This window comes from Nostoc sp. (assembly GCF_036917555.1).
GTDB lineage: Bacteria > Cyanobacteriota > Cyanobacteriia > Cyanobacteriales > Nostocaceae > Nostoc.
Map to the genome: position 1 here is coordinate 1 of NZ_JBALDD010000054.1, position 20,417 is coordinate 20,417.

The 20,417-nt window shown below is 42.8% G+C and carries 23 protein-coding genes; 4 read left to right on the forward strand and 19 right to left on the reverse strand.

Going from position 1 to position 20,417, the window contains the following annotated elements:
• Positions 1-173, reverse strand: a 173-nt coding sequence (locus V7K60_RS20850) for a high light inducible protein (RefSeq protein ID WP_334927968.1), incomplete at its 3' end; no start/stop codon positions are given.
• A 724-nt stretch (positions 174-897) separates the two neighbouring features.
• Here V7K60_RS20850 and V7K60_RS20860 point away from each other — a divergent pair.
• The 3 genes from V7K60_RS20860 to V7K60_RS20870 all read left to right on the forward strand — a co-directional run bounded on the left by V7K60_RS20860 (position 898) and on the right by V7K60_RS20870 (position 5,164).
• Complete coding sequence (locus V7K60_RS20860) at positions 898-4,011, forward strand: MFS transporter (protein WP_334927931.1); 3,114 nt, start codon at positions 898-900, stop codon at positions 4,009-4,011.
• Between the two features lie 355 nt (positions 4,012-4,366).
• On the forward strand, positions 4,367-4,639 hold the full coding sequence (locus tag V7K60_RS20865; RefSeq protein ID WP_334927933.1) for a hypothetical protein: 273 nt from the start codon (positions 4,367-4,369) through the stop codon (positions 4,637-4,639).
• A gap of 282 nt (positions 4,640-4,921) precedes the next feature.
• Positions 4,922-5,164, forward strand: a complete 243-nt coding sequence (locus V7K60_RS20870) for a hypothetical protein (RefSeq protein WP_334927935.1) — start codon at positions 4,922-4,924, stop codon at positions 5,162-5,164.
• A 213-nt stretch (positions 5,165-5,377) separates the two neighbouring features.
• Here the strand turns inward: V7K60_RS20870 and V7K60_RS20875 are convergent, their stop codons facing one another.
• The 3 genes from V7K60_RS20875 to V7K60_RS20885 form a co-directional block, all read right to left on the reverse strand.
• A complete protein-coding gene (locus V7K60_RS20875) occupies positions 5,378-6,208 on the reverse strand; it encodes a dienelactone hydrolase family protein (protein WP_334927970.1) in 831 nt (276 codons plus the stop codon).
• Between the two features lie 130 nt (positions 6,209-6,338).
• Positions 6,339-6,860, reverse strand: a complete 522-nt coding sequence (locus V7K60_RS20880; protein WP_334927937.1) for a DUF29 family protein — start codon at positions 6,858-6,860, stop codon at positions 6,339-6,341.
• Positions 6,861-6,955: 95 nt separating this feature from the next.
• The gene (locus V7K60_RS20885) at positions 6,956-7,579 is read right to left on the reverse strand and encodes a class I SAM-dependent methyltransferase (protein ID WP_334927939.1); all 624 of its coding nucleotides are present in this window, start codon (positions 7,577-7,579) and stop codon (positions 6,956-6,958) included.
• Between the two features lie 93 nt (positions 7,580-7,672).
• On the opposite strand from V7K60_RS20885, the gene hemH reads away from it, so the two are divergent.
• Positions 7,673-8,839, forward strand: a complete 1,167-nt coding sequence (gene hemH, locus V7K60_RS20890; protein ID WP_334927941.1) for a ferrochelatase — start codon at positions 7,673-7,675, stop codon at positions 8,837-8,839.
• A gap of 17 nt (positions 8,840-8,856) precedes the next feature.
• On the opposite strand, the gene V7K60_RS20895 is transcribed toward hemH, so the two are convergent.
• The 15 genes from V7K60_RS20895 to V7K60_RS20960 all read right to left on the reverse strand — a co-directional run bounded on the left by V7K60_RS20895 (position 8,857) and on the right by V7K60_RS20960 (position 20,256).
• Positions 8,857-9,408, reverse strand: coding sequence for a DUF4126 domain-containing protein (locus V7K60_RS20895; protein WP_334927944.1), 552 nt, complete (start codon positions 9,406-9,408; stop codon positions 8,857-8,859).
• Between the two features lie 317 nt (positions 9,409-9,725).
• Positions 9,726-11,021 carry an adenylosuccinate lyase gene (gene purB / locus V7K60_RS20900; protein ID WP_334927945.1) on the reverse strand — a complete coding sequence of 432 codons (1,296 nt, stop codon included), beginning with the start codon at positions 11,019-11,021 and terminating at the stop codon, positions 9,726-9,728.
• A gap of 40 nt (positions 11,022-11,061) precedes the next feature.
• Positions 11,062-11,613 (reverse strand): DUF421 domain-containing protein, encoded by a 552-nt coding sequence (locus tag V7K60_RS20905; RefSeq protein WP_334927972.1) that lies wholly within the window; start codon positions 11,611-11,613, stop codon positions 11,062-11,064.
• A 193-nt stretch (positions 11,614-11,806) separates the two neighbouring features.
• A complete protein-coding gene (locus tag V7K60_RS20910) occupies positions 11,807-12,823 on the reverse strand; it encodes a YihY/virulence factor BrkB family protein (protein ID WP_334927947.1) in 1,017 nt (338 codons plus the stop codon).
• A 318-nt stretch (positions 12,824-13,141) separates the two neighbouring features.
• Positions 13,142-13,843: a microbial rhodopsin family protein gene (locus V7K60_RS20915; RefSeq protein ID WP_334927949.1), complete on the reverse strand. Its 702-nt coding sequence runs from the start codon at positions 13,841-13,843 to the stop codon at positions 13,142-13,144.
• 233 nt (positions 13,844-14,076) lie between these two features.
• Positions 14,077-15,606, reverse strand: coding sequence for a YifB family Mg chelatase-like AAA ATPase (locus V7K60_RS20920; protein ID WP_334927951.1), 1,530 nt, complete (start codon positions 15,604-15,606; stop codon positions 14,077-14,079).
• A 403-nt stretch (positions 15,607-16,009) separates the two neighbouring features.
• On the reverse strand, positions 16,010-16,372 hold the full coding sequence (locus V7K60_RS20925) for an alpha-ketoglutarate-dependent dioxygenase AlkB family protein (RefSeq protein ID WP_334927953.1): 363 nt from the start codon (positions 16,370-16,372) through the stop codon (positions 16,010-16,012).
• Between the two features lie 12 nt (positions 16,373-16,384).
• Positions 16,385-16,678 (reverse strand): hypothetical protein, encoded by a 294-nt coding sequence (locus V7K60_RS20930; RefSeq protein WP_334927955.1) that lies wholly within the window; start codon positions 16,676-16,678, stop codon positions 16,385-16,387.
• 104 nt (positions 16,679-16,782) lie between these two features.
• A complete protein-coding gene (locus tag V7K60_RS20935; protein ID WP_442944434.1) occupies positions 16,783-17,364 on the reverse strand; it encodes an SDR family NAD(P)-dependent oxidoreductase in 582 nt (193 codons plus the stop codon).
• A 19-nt stretch (positions 17,365-17,383) separates the two neighbouring features.
• Entirely contained in the window at positions 17,384-17,521 is a 138-nt protein-coding gene (locus V7K60_RS20940) for a hypothetical protein (protein ID WP_334927959.1), read from the reverse strand.
• Between the two features lie 94 nt (positions 17,522-17,615).
• Positions 17,616-18,092, reverse strand: a complete 477-nt coding sequence (locus V7K60_RS20945) for a helix-turn-helix domain-containing protein (RefSeq protein ID WP_334927961.1) — start codon at positions 18,090-18,092, stop codon at positions 17,616-17,618.
• Positions 18,093-18,113: 21 nt separating this feature from the next.
• Positions 18,114-18,527: a hypothetical protein gene (locus V7K60_RS20950; protein ID WP_334927963.1), complete on the reverse strand. Its 414-nt coding sequence runs from the start codon at positions 18,525-18,527 to the stop codon at positions 18,114-18,116.
• 515 nt (positions 18,528-19,042) lie between these two features.
• A complete protein-coding gene (locus V7K60_RS20955; protein ID WP_334927965.1) occupies positions 19,043-19,522 on the reverse strand; it encodes a DUF3237 domain-containing protein in 480 nt (159 codons plus the stop codon).
• Positions 19,523-19,538: 16 nt separating this feature from the next.
• Complete coding sequence (locus V7K60_RS35350) at positions 19,539-19,757, reverse strand: nuclear transport factor 2 family protein (RefSeq protein ID WP_442944435.1); 219 nt, start codon at positions 19,755-19,757, stop codon at positions 19,539-19,541.
• 34 nt (positions 19,758-19,791) lie between these two features.
• Positions 19,792-20,256, reverse strand: coding sequence for a MarR family winged helix-turn-helix transcriptional regulator (locus V7K60_RS20960; RefSeq protein ID WP_334927966.1), 465 nt, complete (start codon positions 20,254-20,256; stop codon positions 19,792-19,794).
• Between the last annotated feature and the right edge of the window lie 161 nt (positions 20,257-20,417).

A 20,417-nucleotide genomic window follows, 5' to 3' on the forward strand; every position in this document is an offset into this window, starting at 1 on the left:
AGGACGCTATAACCAGCTAAATCCCAAAGTAAATAGGCAAGAAATCCAATGGCTGCCAAGCGACCATTCCAAATTTCGGCTTGGGGAGTAAAACCAAACAGAAATTCATTGCGATCGCGGCCATTGTAAGCTTTAGTAGTAGATGATAAATCAGTAGATGGACGAGTTTCCATTGTTTTTTCCTTCCTAATCAAGTTGGTTTTTATTCTTTAATGCTTTAGTAATCAATCAAGTGCAAAACGTCACGCAGAACGCCATAGCCAACTAAATCCCAAACTAAATAGGCAAGAAAGGCAATGATTGCAAACGACCGTTCTAAATTTCGGCTTGAGGAGTCCAACCAAACACAAAATAATTGCGATCGCAACTCTTGTATTCTAGTGAAATTATTGGCACTCTGGAAAAGCGAGTTGCCATTTTTTTGTCCTCAACAATTCGTTTGTTAACTTTAATGTAGCTATTAATAATTAGAATGCTTTCTGTCTATAGGCACAAAAGATAAGCACTTCTTCTGGAAGATGATAAAACGTATTATTATAAATAAATCTACCTGGAGAGGGTGATAGAAATAGATATTTAAATAAATTTAAACTATTTGGAAGCTAACTATTATTTAATGGAATCACTATAAATTAAGTAATTAAAATTAAGAATTAGCGGTACATAATGAATACTACTTGCCAACTTAATTAGGTTTTTTATCAAGAGATAGCAAAAGTTATATCTTCCGCTGTATGAATTTTTCAGCCTTTGGAGAGATGCTTTAAACAGGTAAATTCTACGATTGTGATCTAAAGAGTTAGGTATTGCCATAAGTACAAACATAATAAATACTAAGAGTTACTTCTCAAGAAATTCTTAATTCCCCCAAATTTAAACTTAGTAGAAGGAAATCCAATGTTCCAAAGTACGGAAATCATGGTGGGACTCTATAAACCACTATTGTGGTTAGCACAGGTTCCAGTAGAACGCTCAAACGTCACACCAGAACAAGCATCAGTTCTCATTTCCGGGCCGCGCTTTTTTGTCGCTTTAATCTCCGGCGTGATTCTTGCCTTTGCTTTCCAATTAGTTCTAACTAATCTCTCCCTTGCAGCCGGTATTTCCTACCTGGGGCACTCATCTGATTCGGATTCAGATAATGGGGAAGTCGGAAGTTTGGGTGGCAGTATTCGCAAAATCGGCACAGCAGTGGGGATTTGGACATTACTCACTGTGACGGTCGCCTTATTAATCGCTTCTTATCTAGCAGTAAAATTGAGCCTTGTGATCTCAGACCGAGGATTGGGAGCGATTCTCGGTTTGGTGATTTGGGGTGCTTACTTTTTGCTTTTAGTTTGGGTAAGTTCCACCACCGTAGGCTCCTTAATTGGCTCAGTTGTCAATACGGCAACATCTGGGTTTCAGGCGATTATGGGGACTGCTACCGCCGCACTAGGCGCTAAAGCTGTGAATAGCCAAGTGGTAGCCACAGCTGAAGCCGCCGCCGCCGCTGTCCGTCGAGAACTAGGAAGCGCCATTGACCCCGTGAGTATCCGGGAAAACATTGAAGATTATTTAGAAAAGATCCGTCCTCCAGAGCTAGATGTGTCAAAGATTCGGAGTGATTTTGAAAATTTACTCAACGATCCGCAATTAAAAGCGATCGCTGGAACTCCAGATATCCGCAACATCGACCGCCAAAAGTTTATCGAGTTAGTCAGCAGCCGCACCGATCTTTCCAAAAAAGACGTTAGCCGCATTGCTGATACTTTGTATAAAGTTTGGCAGCAAGTGGTAAGTCAACAACCACCCACCGAAGACCGTTTGGGTGAGTTAATGGATTATTTGAAATCACTCCCACCAGGACAAACCAAAACAGATGAACTCAACGCTAAACTGGATCGGTTATTAGCAGAAAAGGGTGATTCCAAAGAATCTGACCAAAAGGCAGCCTCTGGGCCAATTCAAAGTACAATCCAGCAAGGACTATCCGCCTTAACCGCCACTGTGCTGGGACGGGCAGATTTGCCTGATTTGGATGTAGAAAAAATCTTAGGTAGTCTCACTAGCGCTAAAGATAAAGTCACCCAACAAGCAGATAAGCTAGGGTTGCCTACACCATCACAACCTTATAGCCCAATTCGGGCTGATGTCGAAAACTACCTGTACAATACTTATGCTTGGCAACTGAGTCCAGAAAGAATTGCTCAGGAATTTCATGATGTCATTTACGACCCAGCAGCTGACCCTGGAATTGTCCGCAAGGAACTAGAACAACTATCCCGTAATGATTTCGCTAAAATTTTACAACAACGGGGATTACTTACCCAAGGTCAAATTCAACGCATTGTAAATCAGCTAGAAACTGTCCGCCAAGAAGTGCTAGTAACAGTCAGAGCTATTGAAGAAAGAGATATAGTCCAAGACTTGCAACGTGCAGTAGAAAGTTATCTGCTAGTGACTCCGAAGGCAGATTTGACACCCGAAGGCATTGAGCAAAATTTTAAACCACTGTTGGCAGACTCAGAGGCAGATTATGAAACCTTGACATTGCGACTAGCGCACCTTGACCGCCAAGAAATTCGGCAGATATTGCTACAACGTAATGATGTCCAGTTATATGAAGTAGACAGCATTGTCGATGAGTTGGAAAAACAACGCGATCGCGTCTTGGTAGAATCCAAAGGATTAGCAGAACAGGCACAATATCAAGCAGAAACCCTGTGGCTGAATGTAGAATCATATCTGCGTAACACAGGTAAATCAGAACTGAATCCTGATGCCATCCGCGCCGACTTCAAAAAGCTACTGGAAGATCCTCAAGCTGGAATTAGTTCAATTCGGGCGCGCTTGTCTCGCTTTGACCGCGATACCTTAGTACAATTGTTAAGTCAGCGGCAAGATTTGAGTGAAGATCAAGTTAATCAAATCATCAATACTACTGAAGAGTCATGGCATAGTATTCGCCATACACCCCAAGCTGTAGTAGATAAAGCTAAAGAGCAATACGACTCTGTGACGACGACAGTCGCAGATTATCTGCGGAATACTGGCAAACAAGAACTCAATCCTGAAGGCATTCAGCGAGACTTGACCAGATTGTTTGAAAATCCCCAAGAGGGAGCCGTCGCACTGCGCCGTCGGTTGTCGCAGATAGACAGGGATACACTGGTGAAATTGCTCAGTCAACGCCAAGACTTGAGTGAAGAACAAGTCAATGAAATCATTGATTCCACCCAAACTTCGATTCGTAACTTTGTACGTGCGCCCCGTCGTCTAGCTAGCCGCACACAGCAAAGAGTAGAATCATTCAAAGGTTATCTGGAAGAGTATCTGCGCCAAACTGGTAAAGAAGAACTCAATCCTGAAGGTATCAAACGCGACTTGCAATTATTGTTGCACGATCCACGAGTTGGGGTAGAAAGTTTTGGCGATCGCCTTTCCCAGTTTGACCGTGATACCATCATCGCCCTGCTGAAAATTCGGGAAGATATTTCTGATGAAGAAGCAGCACGGATTGCCGATAACATGGTATCAGTAAGGGATCAATTTGTCGAACAAGTTCGGAGCATCCAACGAGGCATTCAAGATGCAATTGATGGGGTTTTTGGTCGCATTCGTAACTATCTCAACTCCCTGGATCGCCCGGAACTTAACTACGATAGTATCAAGCGCGATGTTCGCACAGTTTTTGACGATCCCCAGGCGGGTTTTGATGCCCTGCGCGATCGCCTGTCCTCCTTTGACCGTGATACCCTAGTAGCAATTATGAGTTCTCGTGAGGACATTTCCGAGGAAGATGCCAACCGGATCATCGACCAAATTGAACGGGCACGCAACACAGTATTGCAACGTGCAGAACGCATACAGCATGAAGCCCAACGCCGTCTAGAACAGGTAAAGCATCAAGCACAGCGGCAAGCAGAAGAAACCCGCAAAGCCGCAGCTACAGCAGCGTGGTGGCTGTTTGCCACAGCATTCGTCTCCGCCATTTTCTCTGCATTAGGAGGAGCGATCGCTGTAGTTTAACAAGTTGTCTCCGCTAAGTTTTAAGCCTCCCGAAATGGGAGGCTTTTCTATGTTATGGACGCATACTCCTACGTAGAAGCAAGCTACGGGTAGCATCTGCTAGAGAAGAAAGAAAAGGAAGAAATACGTATTGGCGAATTTTGTGTAAGTATGTCTTTCAATTATGTTTTTCAATATAGTCATATATGAATATCCTTTACTCCTCTAATCTCAGCAATTAGATGGGTGAAAATAGAATTGGTTTAATGTTTTAATTTTATTAAATAACTTGCAATCAAATCTCAGTCTATTATCAATAACTCTCCCTGTAGTTTTTGCAAGTTAATAATTCTTATCTAAGTAGCAATCTCAAACAATGGAAAATACACTAGTTGATAAAACCTTCCGTGACAGTAATGGCAAAATTGTTATAGCTGAAATGCCAAACCCGCCACTTATTCTTTGGATAGTAGCTAGTTTACTAACCCTAGTTTTTACAGGTGGTAAAATCAATACAGTGTTAGAGTTTCTGGCAAATGGCTCCTTGTTTACTTGGGCGTGGATGGAGCTATTTCAAGGCGTTAATTATTTTCGCAGAGCGTTAGGTCTTGCCGTATTGATTGGGATGATCGTATACAAAATCCAGTAAAACTAAATAGTTAAGTAATAAATAATACTAAAAAAAGAGGAGTTTCTCAACTCCCTTTTTTTTGTCCAAAGTTCAAAATGTGAATAAAGTCATATTGAAATTATGACTTTATTCCACTGTGTTTTCTTATTTAGTATTTTAAACTCAGAGCAATACAGCAAATCAATTAAGTCGTGTAACAAATAAAACTTACTGTAAGGTTGATAGATAAGAATATCTGTTCGCAAATTATTGATAAATGCTGTCTAAAACTCAAAACAATTAATTGATGGAGATTTGAATATGAAACGTATTCTATTAGGTACATTACTTGCTTTCCCATTTGCAATTTCCTCCTTGCCGTCACAAGCATCAGCAGCAGAAATCATTGTCAGACCCAATGTTCATAGAGCTGCTATTGTGCATAAACCTGTTGTCGGCCGATTTCAACGAAAGTTAATTCCTGCACATTGGGAAACAGTACGACGTGGTAACAGGTGGGTTAAGGTTAGAGTTCCTGCTCGTTATGTAAATGTCAGAGTTTAATATCTAAATAGAGGCTAACAACTAAAGTTGTTAGCCTCTATTAGTTAAAATTTTGTTGCTGAATAAGAGTTGGAAGTAAATGGTGGACATTTCTGGCCTGGTGGTTCTTCAAGTGACGAGAGCCTAAACAAATTTAATGCCAAGCTGGGGCTGAATGCCAGTGAAACAATTTGGAACTTTTTTCAGCGTCACAGTTCATGACTACCCAATTTTTTAAACACCATTTTGCTTAAACCATGCCAAGAGGCGTTTCCAACCATCCTGAGCTTCTTTCTCACGGTAGGAGGGGCGATAATCAGCAAAAAATGCATGGGGTGCATTGGGATAGACGATAATTTCAGATTTGCTGCTACTGGACTGTAAGCGCTCGCGCATCTGCTCTACTGTATCAAGAGAAATACCTGTATCCTTCCCACCATAGAGTCCAAGAATGGGGACTGTTAGTTTTGATGCAATATCGACGGGATACTTGGGCTGAAGTTCGGTAGCATCGCCCACGAGTTTCCCATACCAAGCTACACCAGCCTTCACTTGGGGATTATGTGCAGCATATAACCACGTAATACGACCGCCCCAACAGAAGCCTGTAATTCCCAATTTCTCGCCATTACCCTTAGCTGACTTCTTTGCCCAGTCTACTGTAGCATCAAGATCGGATAACACTTGGGCATCTGGTACTTTGGCAACAATTGGACGAATTTCGTCTATATTGCTTAACTTCGAGACATCACCTTCACGCACAAATAATTCGGGTGCGATCGCTAAATATCCCAACCTAGCAAAGCGACGAGTGATATCCTGGATATGCTCGTGTACACCAAAAATTTCCTGGATTACCAGAACGATGGGGAAATTATTACCAGTAGCTGGTGCTGCTCTATAGGCAGGAATTTCGCCATCTTTGACAGGAATTTTCACTGCACCAGCTACTAACCCCTTGGCATCAGTAGTGATGACTCCGGCAGAAATGGGTTGTACTGCGAGGGCAAAACCTGTCGCCACTGTAGCTGTTGCAATAAATTTGCGGCGCGTTATTTCTTTCATCATCTCTACGTTTAATTACTAAGTTCCCTTATATTTAGGTTACTGTATGGTCAAATGCGCAAAGGGGTAGGTGTACAAATTTCACAACCTATTGCAATTCATCAAAATCCCTATTAGGGATTGAAACATTTTACCGCCTACCTGCTTTCCAATCTTCTCCACCGGATAACTGAGTTAAATTTTCAGCCGAAACTGCGGGTAACTCCTTAGCTGAATAGGAATAAGTTAGCGCCAAAAACTTCAACGCAGTCTGAATAATTTGCTTCCTATCCACTATTTCAGACAGTTGGAATTGATTATATACTCCATTCATTACTTCATCGCTGGCATCTGCGATCGCATCTTCAATCACTTCCTCTTCTATCAAACTCTCCCACTCACCTAAATTAATATAGTAATATTTTTTATTATCTTTGATATTAAGACTTTTAATTTCTCGGATTGAATTACGAATAGAATTTGCCCATGAACTAGTTAATCGTTGTTCTACTTGGTTTTTAATCAAATAAATCAGCAGAATCCTTAAATAAGCTTGGATATTCCGCAGAATAGCTTGTTTACTCATGCCTTCTAATTCGTCTACAATTGCTAAGGCATCTACATAACGTCCTTCCAAAATACTCTTTTTGAGGTCTATTAGTTCCTGCGTCATTTTCTCACCACCTACTGGCTTAAGTACTATATAAAAACAACCTATACTTTATTAATAGCAAAGTCTCTTAGCTGCCATTAATAAAGTAGTATTGTTCATTTATTCGCCTGTATCACTTGCAAACTCCCACCTGCATATAAAGTAGACTTACTCACTTCAAAGCCAGTCTTAGTTAACAACTCAGCTAAATCAGTTTTCAGTAATTTCCAAGCTGTTTCCGTCTCAAACAACAACAAAAACACCGATACTCCAGGCCAAAATATCGGATTTGTTGGAGCGTGAAAATCCACCAGCGTAAACACTCCTCCTGGCTTCAGCACCCGATAAACTTCATTAATAATTTTTCGTAATTGCTGAGGCTGCATCTCGTGTAATGCAACGCTGGTATGCACCACATCAAACAGATTATCTGCAAATGGCATCTCCTCGGCAAAAGCTTCTATGTATGAAGCTTCCGGTACATTTAGCCGCGCCCGTTGCAAAGACTTGGGTGAAGCATCCAGTCCTGTTACGTTTTGTGAAGTTTTTACTAAAAACTCCGTCGTTTGGCCACTACCACAACATAAATCTAAAACCTGAGAATCTGAGTGAATTGTTAAGCCTTGCAAAGCAAGTTGCCGAAAACGGGCTTCACCACCTACACTTAAGGCTGCTAAACGAGAGATCCCATCATATAACCACTGATAGCGGTAACTCCAATCTCTTAAAATTGTTGCCATTGCATATTTCCTTGCTATTAAGCTTTATATTTAATAAAGATATATTGTTAACATTAGTAAAAAACCTGAAAAGATTGGGGGAAAGTAACTGCTATGGGTCGTGTAGGCGTCTTATTACTCAATCTCGGTGGCCCTGATAAGCTAGAGGATGTTGGGCCGTTTTTGTACAATCTATTTTCCGATCCGGAAATTATTCGCCTACCATTTCGCTGGTTGCAAAAGCCCCTAGCCTGGTTTATTGCCACGCGGCGAACCAGAACATCTCGAGAAAATTATAAGCAAATCGGTGGTGGTTCCCCATTGCGACAGATTACAGAAGCCCAAGGGGAAGCTCTAAAAGAACAGTTAGGTTTTTTGGGGCAAGAAGTTAATATTTACGTGGGAATGCGTTATTGGCATCCCTATACAGAAGAGGCGATTGCACAAATTACCCAAGATAAGGTAGAACACCTGGTAATATTACCACTATATCCCCAGTTTTCTATCAGCACCAGTGGTTCCAGCTTCCGGCTTTTAGAAAAGCTTTGGCAAGAAGATCCAAAACTTCAACCTATTGATTACACCGTCATTCCTTCTTGGTACAAACAACCAGGCTATCTTCAAGCAATAGCGCAACTCATAGTCCAAGAACTTGAGCAATTCCCTAACCCGGATGATGTTCATATATTCTTCAGCGCTCACGGCGTTCCGAAAAGCTACGTTGAAGAAGCAGGCGACCCTTACCAGATGGAAATTGAAGAGTGTACTGCATTGATTATGCAGACTCTCAATCGACCCAATACCCACACCTTAGCTTACCAAAGTCGTGTCGGCCCAGTAGAATGGCTTCAACCCTATACAGAAGATGCCCTCAAAGAACTAGGCGCACAAGGCGTGAAAGATTTGGTTGTCGTGCCAATTAGTTTTGTCTCAGAGCATATCGAGACACTACAAGAAATTGATATTGAGTATCGAGAAGTAGCCGAAGAATCAGGAATTCACAACTTCCGCCGCGTACCTGCTCCCAATACCCATCCAGTATTTATTAATGCACTAGCTGAATTAGTGATTGATGCGCTGAGAAACCCCAGTTTCAAGCTTTCGCAAGCTGCCCAAATGAAGAAAATGGTAAAAATGTACCCTCAAGAGCGTTGGGAATGGGGTCTGACAACTAGTGCTGAAGTATGGAATGGTCGAATTGCGATGTTGGGTTTTATTGCCTTAATCGTAGAGCTGATTACCGGTCACGGCTTCTTGCACATGATTGGGCTTTTGCAGTAAAGGGCATTGGGCATGCCCTATGCCCTATGCCTTCTCTCTTTGTGATACCAGTCATACCACTGCTTCGCACTACGAACTGCAAACCAGAGGAGTATTAAAGCAATTACTCCTCCTTGCCAAGGAGCATCAAAGGCAAATAGTACTAGAGCGATGCACAAGGTATCTTGAAGGAAGACTGCCCACAACGGTAAGCCACGTAACCGATAGAACCAACCAATTTGGACGAGCTGGAGTACCAAAGCTAATAAACCTCCAATTATGGCAATCAGCCAGTTTGGGGTTGCTGTTGCGGTAGCTACTCCTAACCCCATAATTGCGCCTACAAGGGGAGACATGAATAACTGAACCACTTGGAGCAGTCTTTGCCCCCAGAGCTTTTTTGAGGCTAATAATTCAATTAATGACCAACTGGTGAGGCAAGATAATAATATTGGTGGAGAAATGTGAGATAGAATTGGGACTTGTGACCACAAGTTGCTACCTTGCAATAATCCAATAATTAGCAAAGGTATACCTACTCTCATTCCTGCTGCCGCAGAGGCAGAAAGTGTGGCTAGGATTTCAATCATCAAAGCACTCGTAATATTAATAAATAAGCAAGTATTTGTTATGTATACTACCCAGTGCTGGCAATAATTCGAGCATCAAACTGATTGCAATCTTAAATGTTGTTGGTATCTTTATACAGCAAAATTCAGTAGTCAGAATGAGCTACACCCCGCTGCGCTAACAGAAGTAAAACAGGCTTTATATCTGGCTTTGAGACTTAGCTTGCGTACCTGACTAACTTAAAATTGGCTGTATATCTTTTTTGATGATATCTGCGTATTTTTGGGGTAACAGGTTTGTAGTAAGCGCTTAAACGCTTACTACAAGTAAATTAATCCTAAATACCTAATCGTTGGTAAACTTCTTCTAAATGCCGCAGATGTTGCTGGGGGTCGAAACAAACCTCTAGTTCTGCTGGAGACAACTTTTGGGTAACACGCGGGTCTTTGCTAATCAAGTCTTGGAAGTTTCCTTCTGGCTGATTCCAAGCGGCGTGAGCGCTTTCTTGAACGATCGCATAAGCTTCTTCTCGGCTGCTTCCCTTGTCTATTAAAGCCAGTAACACTTTTTGGCTGAACACAACGCCACCGTAACAGTTGAGATTCCGTTTCATGTTCTCAGGATAGACCAACAAGTTTTTGACCAAATCGGTTATTTCTGACAACATAAAATGCGTCAAAGTACAAGCATCTGGCAAAATTACCCGTTCTACAGAACTGTGGGAAATATCCCGCTCATGCCATAAAGCAATGTTTTCTAAAGCTGCACCGGCATGACTTCTGACGAGTCGTGCCATTCCCGTTAGCCGTTCTGAACGGATGGGGTTACGCTTGTGTGGCATGGCTGAGGAGCCTTTTTGACCCTTGGCGAAGAATTCTTCAACTTCTAAAACGTCTGTTTTTTGCAAATTGCGAATTTCTACAGCAAAGCGTTCAATGGTTGCGGCTACCAAAGCTAATTGTTGCACGTAGTCGGCGTGGCGATCGCGGGAAATAACTTGGGTTGAGGCCGTATCTGGTTGGAGTCCGAGTTTTTGGCAAGCGATCGCTTCTACGCGCGGTTCAATATTGGCATAGGTTCCTACCGCACCAGAAATCTTACCCACAGCGATCGTTTGGTGGAGTATTCTCAGGCGTTCTTGGTGTCGCAACACTTCTGCTAACCAACCAGCTAATTTAAAACCAAAAGTAATCGGTTCAGCGTGAATACCGTGCGATCGGCCAGCCATAACTGTATGACGATGTTCCTGTGCTTTTTGGCGAATTACCTGAATCAAATCTTCCAGACGTTGCAATAATATATCCAGGCTGGCAACTAATTGCAGTGCTAAAGCTGTATCCAAAACATCCGAACTAGTTAAACCCAGGTGAATGTAGCGTCCAGCATCACCTACATATTCATTGACATTTGTCAAGAAAGCAATTACATCGTGGCGGACTACAGCCTCAATTTCCAGCACCCTATTGGGGTCAAAATCTGCCTTGGCCTTAATTTCCTCAACAGCTTCAGATGGAATGTAACCAAGTTCAGCTTGAGCCTCACAAACAGCAATCTCGACTTGCAGCCAAGTTTTTAATTTATAGGCTTCACTCCACAGATTAGCCATTTCGGGCAAAGTATAACGCTCAATCACAGTTCGGCACAGAATACAACCGTCATATTTTACAGTTTAATTAATGTAGATCGCTTTTTAACGTTACTTTTCGCTCCAGCACGGAAGCAGTTTTTGAATCCGACGTGATGATACTAATCCTGCCGTCAGCCTCTATATAGGCAAACTTCACATCAGCTAAAAATTCTACACCTTGCTGACGTAACTTGCTCATCAATTCATCATCTGTAATTAACTCTCGTTGCAGATGGCGCTCAATCATCCGACCATTTTTTACTAGTAGCAACGGTGGCGGATTTAGGAAACGTTGGAACTGAGGAAGTTTGTAACCTAACCAGTTCAGCAAGTAACTCCAAAAAATCACTGTTCCTACCAGGATAGCGCCTTCAGTAATTGATGTGTAATTACTTGCCATAGCATTTTGAGCAGCTTCTGCAAATAGCACAACTACGAGTAAATCAGTAATTCCTAGTGTTCCTAATTGTCGGCTAGGAAGTAGGCGTAGCACTGAGAACAGCGCTAAGTAGACCAGTGACCCGCGGATAATCAACTCAAAGATGCTGATGCTAGGAATAAAAATTGCTTGCCAATTGATAAAAAACCATTTTTCCATTAGCACTGATTTTCTTCCTTGTTCAATAGACCTCTGGAAAAAATCCAGTATAAAAAGGAGTCATAATTCAGAATTCAGAATTGCTGAATACTTTACTCATCAACTGTGGCAATCAGAACTAATTCACTGGACTGGATATTAGATACTTCAATATCTATCAGATTTACAAATATAAATCTCTAATAATCAAGGATTAAAATCGCTGATTTTTTCTTTTTTGCTTTAAGCGTTTGGGCTTCCTAAAATACTTAAAGATGCGATTAATAAAGCGAGAAGATGACTTTTTATTAGTCGATGCTTGTTCTGTTGGAGCCTTGCCATTATAGTTTGTGTTATCAGATATATGTACAGCATTTTTAGTTGGAACTATGCCACTTCCATGCCTTCGGGAATAAACTTGAGTAAATTCTGCACCGAAGAAAAGAATTTGTGCGGCATAGTTAACCCAAGCTAAAATTACCACCAATGAACCAGCAGCACCGTATGTTGATCCAAAACTGCCATTACCTAAATATTGTCCTAATAAAAATCTCCCAATAGAGAACAAAACTGAGGTGAGAGCAGCTCCAACTAAAACATCACTCCATGCAATTTTGACATCTGGTAGAACTTTAAAAATTAGTCCGAACAGCACTGTTGTGATTGCAAAAGAGATGATTAAATTAGCAATCTGCCAGATAAAATCGAAACCTGGCAACAAGTTACTAAAGTACGTTACTAATGTTGCTAATATCGTACTAATTACTAAAGAAACTAAAAGTAAAAAGCCAATTCCGATCACCATTGCAAAGGACAAAACGCGGAGGCGAATCATGTTATTTATGCCACGTCCAGGTTTGGGTTTCACTTCCCAAATCGTGTTCATGGCATCTTGCAACTCAGTAAATAAGCCTGTAGCACCCACTAGCAGAACTAGGACACTAATAATCGAAGCGATGGCTCCTGTCTTTGGTTGGTTAGCATTTTGGATGGCTGTTTCGAGAAACTTTGCGCCATCTACCCCGACTAAACCTTGAATTTGTCCGACAATTTGACCTCTTGCCGCTTCCTCTCCAAATACTGCACCTGCGATCGCAATTACAATAATTAGTAACGGTGCAATGGAAAAAATCGTGTAATAAGCTAACGCCGCCGCTAACCGTGAGGCTTTATCGTCACTCCATTCTTTGAACGTCTCTTGTAATAACTTCCAAATTTCTTGCAAATTCATCCAATCAGTCTCCTTGTAGGGGATGTTGCTTAGTCCCTGATATATTGGATACTGATTTACTGAGTTGTGACATCCTCCCAAGGGTGTTTGTGAAGCGTTCTTGGGGAGGAATTTAGCAGAGTCGATAATTTCCTTGACGGTAATATCTATAAATAATTTGCTTTTTGGTAGACAATAGGTAGCGCGATCGCTTTAGCAGATAAAATGCAGTGGCAGCGATCGGATAATACCTTGATTGATTCTCCTAATATCGTTTCGTTAAAATTCGGGGTTTCTTCATCGGTTAGCTATTTAAAGCATCGGACTGAAAATTTATACTTACTCATATAACGGTTCCGATTCAATAACCGATTCTCCTGCCTGTTCTAAATTACGTAAGGTGTTTAACGATAGAAAACCAAACCCGACTTTAGAGGCAATATCTAGTAGCGTATAACCCATTGTTTCCCCACCTTGACCAAAAACGTTAAACCATTCTGGACTAAGAATCCACACAATTGGATAAAGTGTCCACAGCACCAGATGCACAGTTACCAGCTTGCGGAATGCTTGCTTGGATCTGGGATGTTTGCGTTCTGCCTCAATCCGGTAGGGCTTCACTAATAAGTAGAAAACCGCCACGTAAGCACCACAACTGACAATATACCAGATGTAGCTGATCGGCTTGGGTGTAACTGTGGCTAGAAAGCCAGTGGCAAGCATATAGGCGTTTGCTCCTAACAAGCTACTTGTAATCAGTAAGCTCGTTCTTCCCAAGAAAGTCAGATCCAACAACAACAGCGGCGTTGAGCAAAACCAAGTGACAAATCGCACCCAATAAGTTGGACGATCGTTGATGATGTTAACTCCTTGACCGAGTGCCATTGCTAAGTACAGCCCACTAGCAATCAAGCAGATGAAAAAATTAAGTGTATAGAGTATTTTCCAGCGTTCATTTTTACCATTGTGTGCGCCTACTCCGAAAAAAGCACAACCCACTGCCATACTGATGACACCAATCCACAGCCAAGTTTGAACCATAAATATTTTCCGGCTTTTTGGTAAGTACAAGGGCTTAAATCAAAGCTCGTAGTAAGCGGCTTTAGTCATTGATAACCTTATATAGAGCGAGAAATCGTTCACTACGAACAGAAGTTTTATTTTACATTTAATTACGTCTGCTTACTTAACTATTGAAGCCTGAGCTTTTGATTTTTCGCTGCGTCTAGAGCGTGACGCTAATTCTTACTCTCATTCAGCAACGGCAAAAATTTCTACTGCATCCTATCTATCGTGCGATATTGAATTGCTTCCGCTACATGATTGGTTTTTAGCTCATCTTCTCCTGCTAAATCTGCAATAGTCCGTGCTACTTTGAGAATGCGATCGCTTGCTCTTGCCGATAAGCCTAATTTTCTAATTGCTGCTTCTAATAAATTGCGGCTAGCATCATCTAACTTGCACCATTTCTGGAGATGACTACTTTGCAAATGGGCATTGCAACGCAGATTTGCTTCTCCTTGGAAACGGGTAATGGCGCGATCGCTTGCTTGTTGCACTCGTTCGCGTACTGATATTGATGTTTCTCCTGTCGGTTGTTGGGTAATTTCTTCTGGTTTCAAGCGATTCACTGCAACTTGTAAATCAATTCGATCCATCAACGGCCCAGAAAGTTTTGCCCAATATTGCTCGCGTTGGCGGGGAGAACAAGTACATTGTTGGATAGTATCGCCATAGTAACCACAAGGACAGGGATTAGTACTCGCCACCAAAGTAAACTGCGCGGGAAACATTACCGATAATTTGGTGCGAGAAATTGTAACGTAGCCATCTTCTAGAGGTTGGCGCAGAAATTCCAACACATCTCGTTTAAATTCCGTGAGTTCATCAAGGAACAGTACACCTCTGTGAGATAATGAGATTTCTCCAGGACGAGGAAAGCTACCACCACCCACCAGAGAAGGCCCAGATGCCGAGTGGTGGGGACTGCGAAAAGGGCGATCGCGTACCAATGAACCACGATTTTTCAATAAACCAGCTACCGAATGAATGCGAGTCACTTCCAAAGATTCGGCAAAACTCAACGGCGGTAAAATTCCCGGTAAGCGCCTTGCTAGCATCGTCTTGCCACTACCAGGCGGCCCGACAAAAATCAGATTATGCCCGCCAGCCGCAGCAATTTCTAAAGCACGACGCGCATGAGCTTGTCCTTTGACATCATGCAAATCTGCGCCAGGGTAGAATACTGTTGTTGTCTGTGTTGTACTATCTATCTGCACAGGTTTGTAACGCCCCGGATTATTTAAAAAATCCACTACCTCAGACAGATGTTTGTAGCCATAAACAGCCAAATCTTCAACTACTGCCGCTTCTTGGGCATTATCAGCAGGGAGAACTAAACCTGCAATTCCCATCTTTTGGGCTGCTGCTGCGATCGGTAATACACCAGCCACAGGACGCAAACTACCATCCAAAGAGACTTCGCCCAAAAATAAATAATCCCCCAACAAATCAGCGCTAACTTGCTCAGAAGCCGCCAAAATTCCCACACTAATAGGCAAATCGAAACAGGGGCCTTCTTTGCGTAAATCTGCCGGAGTTAAATTAATTACTATCTTTCGCATCGGAAAGGCAAAGCCAGTATTTTTCAAAGTTGCTTTGACTCTTTCTCTTGATTCTTGAATAGCTGAATCCGGCAGTCCCAAGACAACTATTCCCGGTAATCCCCCTGACACATCGACTTCCACGCCTACTTTGACGGCATCGATGCCCACAATTGATGCACTCCAGACTCTAGCAAGCATTGCTTATATAACAGTAAACCTTTAGAATCTCTAGCAGATGAGTTGGGAGATTGGCATTAGTGAAACCACATAGACGATTTTTTTGCGAATCAAACCATAGCGATGCCTACGGCGGGCTACGTCTACGCTAATCCAGTTTCATGAACTAAATGTGAAGTAGGACAAGTGCGAGAAATCTGGGTTACTGATGCGGTTTCACAGCCTTTTTGCTGCCATACTGCAATGGTATTTTGACCGTGTTGTGTGGCGATCGCGCAATATCAAGGAAGGTGATAATAATGTTTAAAAAGTAATCACTAACTGCATCATTTTGCCCAATTGTTCACTCAACGTTAATCACAGTTAATAAACTTCATCATGTCGGCATAACGTTGCCTATGACCTGCCACACATGGCTTTTGCCCTAAAGATAGTGGGTCAGATCGCGCTCAGGTTTTTGCTCACCATTACCAATCGCCTCCACATGTGGCCTAAACGTCCAGTTGATTCGTTCGCCAACTGGACGAGCGGTTTTTGGAACCGCGTGAACCCAGTCTTCTTGACAGCCAGGAAGCATGATCAACAAAGACCCGCTCTCTAGATGGTAGTCAACAGTTTCACCCCTGTCCTTATGCCGCAGCTTAAACTTACGAGTGCTACCTAAGCTTAAAGAGGCGATCGCAGGTCTTTTACCGATCTGAGGGAAATCATCGGAGTGCCAGCCAATCGAGTCTTTGCCAGTTCGGTAGCGATTACCGACTACAAAATTGAACTTATATCTGCTCAATACTTGAATGCGTTAGCGAAGCTTTCCGTTCGCGTAGCGTTCCGCAGGAAAGGAATCGTGGGCTTCTAGCAAGAAATCAGGCCAGGGATCGGCCTCAATCTTGGTACCACGATATTCGTAGCGCAGGTCGTAGCCAAATAGGGACTCATCACATGGTACGGGAATTGATTTTCCATACATACTGATTTCGCTCCGAGTCCATTCGAGGTTCTGGGACTTTTGAAACCAATCGCAGTCATCTACCGAGTTGAGAAATTTTGGGTAAAACTGAACAGGCGGCTTTATATTGGTTAGCAAACTACTCATGCTGCATCTCCCTTTATTAATTCCTCATGATGAGGGAGTGCCAATGGTTCGTTCCTCTCTACGAGACGCTACGCGAACACAATGAGGTTGTTAACTAACTGAAACTACCAGGGGCTTTCTCCCGTTTCCGGGCTGTTGTCATCACTAAAAAACTTTCCTGTCGGACCGTCAGCGTCGATGGTGGCGTATTTCACTAAACGCGCAGCGGCATCCTCGACTGAACCGGTTCCGCTATGCTGGTTGAAATCTGTGGCAGTAAATCCGGGGTCAACAGCATTAACTTTAAACGGTGTATCCCGCAATTCGTAAGCCAAAACAATAGTGTACATATTAAGTGCGGCTTTTGATGGGTTGTAAACAGCCGCTTTAACATTGTAATACTTCCAGGTAGGGTCGTTGTGCATAGTAAGCGAAGCCAAGCCTGACGTTACATTCACGATGCGGGGTTGGGCGGACTTTTGCAGCAAATCCATGAAAGCCTGGGTAACTCTAACTACGCCAAACACATTGGTATCAAACACCTGCTTGAAAACATCTACATCTGTACCGATTGCTGTTTGAGTCATGCCACCGCTGATACCGGCGTTGTTGATCAGCACATCCAACACTTCGGTTTTTTTGCCTATTTCAGCACGGGCGGCCTTTACTGATTCCTGATTGCTTACATCTATTTGTATGGCTTCCACTTCGTTCAACCCTTCGGCTTTAAGCTTTTTTTACTGCTTCCAAACCATTCTTTAAATTACGGCTGCCTAAATAAATGTAACATCCCTTTTGCAGCAGTTGGCGGGCTGTTTCAAAACCAATACTTTTATTGGCATCGGTGATTAATACTTTTTTCATGATTTTTCTATTTAAATTATCAATGAATTTACTGATACATTAGCCGAAAAATAAGCAGATGGGATTACGTTAAGCAAATAATATCTTATGCAAATCAAACAATATCGACTTTTCTAAAATTTGTCAGTGTTATGTTCAGATATTTTTTAAAGAGATTATTAAAATGTGTCACTTCTGCATATCCCAAAGCATACGCAATTTCTGAAACCGTCCAGGAAGTTTGTCTTAAAATAACTTTGGCTTCCTGTAATATTCGATCAATGATTAACTGAGATGTAGTTTTATTAAAAGAAACTTTTAATACCCTGTTTAAATGATTAACATGAATGTTCAAATTTTTGGCGTAGTCAGATGCAGATCGAAGAGTGAGCGGTCTATATATATCATCAATTGGAAACTGACATTCTAAAAGTTCTTTTAAAAGTGTATAAATTCTAACCGAAGCATTAATGAGTTGCTTACTCAATTTGGAAGCAGGCTTCATTTTCATCGTATAAAGCACTAATTCATAAACAAGTGTTCTGAGCAAGTCATATTTATGAATAAAGTCACACTCGATTTCTTCAAACATTCGTTTAAAAATGTCTTCTAGTTAGACAAATTGCTCCTCATCTAATTGGTAGATATTATTGCCGGGCTGAAAAACTGAATAATTAGTTATATTTCCGTATTGATGAAAAAATGCCTGATCAAAGACGCAAGCGAAACCATCTGAAAAGTTTTCTCTTTGTGACCATCCATAAGATATTTGTGGATTAGAAAAGATAATTGAATAGTTTTCTATTTCAATCTCTCTATCTGCATAGAGAAAAATACCACTGCCACTGCCTTTAATAATTGTTATTTTGTAGTAATCTTTTTTGTTATATGGCAATTGTGGAGGGTTCCCGTTCTTACCAGGATTAAAATTAAAAACATTGAATAACCCAAATTCCTTTTTAAGATCGTCAGGTAGCCAGGGAGACCCTTGCTTATAATAACTCTCTCTTTCTTGTATAGATTGCATCGTTCAATTCTTTACCTCTATTTATTCTATTTTAGTAATACCCTCCAATCTGGTTTGGGTAATTTGTAGACTTTACAGTATGACCGCCAACGAGCAAGTATTTATGAATAAGGGGAAATTTGGAACTCGTCCGCCTGTAACTGATGCTGGGTTTTGTTCCAAAGTTGAGTTACTTCCAATTGCTTCATAGTATTTCGTCTGCTGCTGCTAATGTTGATTAATTTACTAATATTCAATTACTTTCGTCCGTCCCCTTTTTCATAAATACTATATTGTCTGTCAGCCCTTTTCCCCATCCTTTAGAGTTTTATTTTCAAAAGTTGTTCAGCCTTCTGCAGGGCGCGGACAAGGGCGCGCACCATGCGCCCCTCTTCCGGCAGCCTCTGCGCAGAACTTGATTACTAGCTACCCTCCAAACCGATTGCTTCTTGGCGCTCTTGGTGTGCTTGGCGTCCACCACGGCGTCGCTCCTTGATGTCCACCTCGGAGGCGAGGGCGGTTTGAAACAGACTGGTTCAAGATAGTCGGTAGACCCGGTGCTCGAAGCCCAGCAGTCCGGGGGCTGGGGGGAGCAATCGGCCTTGGCCGACGAACACTGTCTGGTTGACCCAGGCATACTGCAGGTCGCCCGTCTCCAGCACCCAATGGGAACGGATTGACTGGTCGGCGAACTCGGTCGGCGCGCACACGCTCACGGCCCGTTTCAACTTTTCGTTGGCCTCCGCAGGACCGAAGTAGTGGGCGCAAAGGATCGCCCCGTCGTCCGTCTCGATCTGGACCCGGACGTCCATCCTTATGAAGCCATCCGGGCCGATAAGCATCCAGTCGCTGCCGGCTCCGAGGAGTTTTCCCTTAAGCCGTGACCCTTCGACCTGGCCGCCGGTCATCTCGAAGTACTGGCGGCCGCCATAGAAACCGTCCCCGACTTCGTGGGGTGGGCCGCACGTCACTTGATACGTGAACTCGTGGACGAGTTGCAGGGATTGATCAGACATTGTACGCTCCAGGACGCTACTTTCCTAAAAGCACTTGCGGGTCGCCGGTGAACCAAGCGTTGTCGATGACGAGGCGACGCATGCGCCAAAGCCTTTCGTCTCTGATGAGTTCCACCTCGTACCAGTTCATCATCTGGCATCGTCGGGAATGGTCGCCCCGAGGGAGGTGGGTGGCGTTGACCAATGTTCGCAACCGGGCGACGTCCCCTTCAACATGGACGCGCCCGTTCGTAATATGTAGTAGATGTTAGCAAATTGACAATATATTGTCAATTTTTGGCTTGCATCTTCTGCGTAATGGCTTCCAGAAGTGCCACGGCACGAGTGATTTGTTCCGTATCAAAGTCTTCGGCAATCGCATTTGTCCACTGCCATTCGCGCTCCAACGCATCGTGATACGTTGCCCTGCCGGCTTCTGTCAGAAGCAAGTGCATCGCTCGGGCGTCGCCGGGATTTTCGGCGAACTCAACCAGACCATCGCTTGCCATGTCGTCAGCGAGTCGTTGTACGGCTTGCCGTGTTAAGCCTATATGCCGCGCCAATTCGCTTACCGTGACGCGCTTTTCAAGTGCGAATAACTCACTCAGCATTTGCCACCGAGCATTGGTTATTCCCGTACCCCGCATTAAGCGTGTTCCTGATTTTTGCACCGTTGCGTTCATACGAAGTACAGCGCGAATCAGATCGGTTAAAGCGTTTGACGCGGGCGTTTTTTTATAATGGTAAAAAGGCACGTTCTTGTTTCCCGCAATTCGGGCATCTATCGTATTATCAGCAAGCAGGGCTTGTAACTCTCTTAACGGGACTTAAACAAAAGTTAAGAGTGGAAAAGAGTATAATACTGTCTCAGCATAGGTTTCACGTTGAAAAAAGCTGATGAAAGAAACCACCCCCG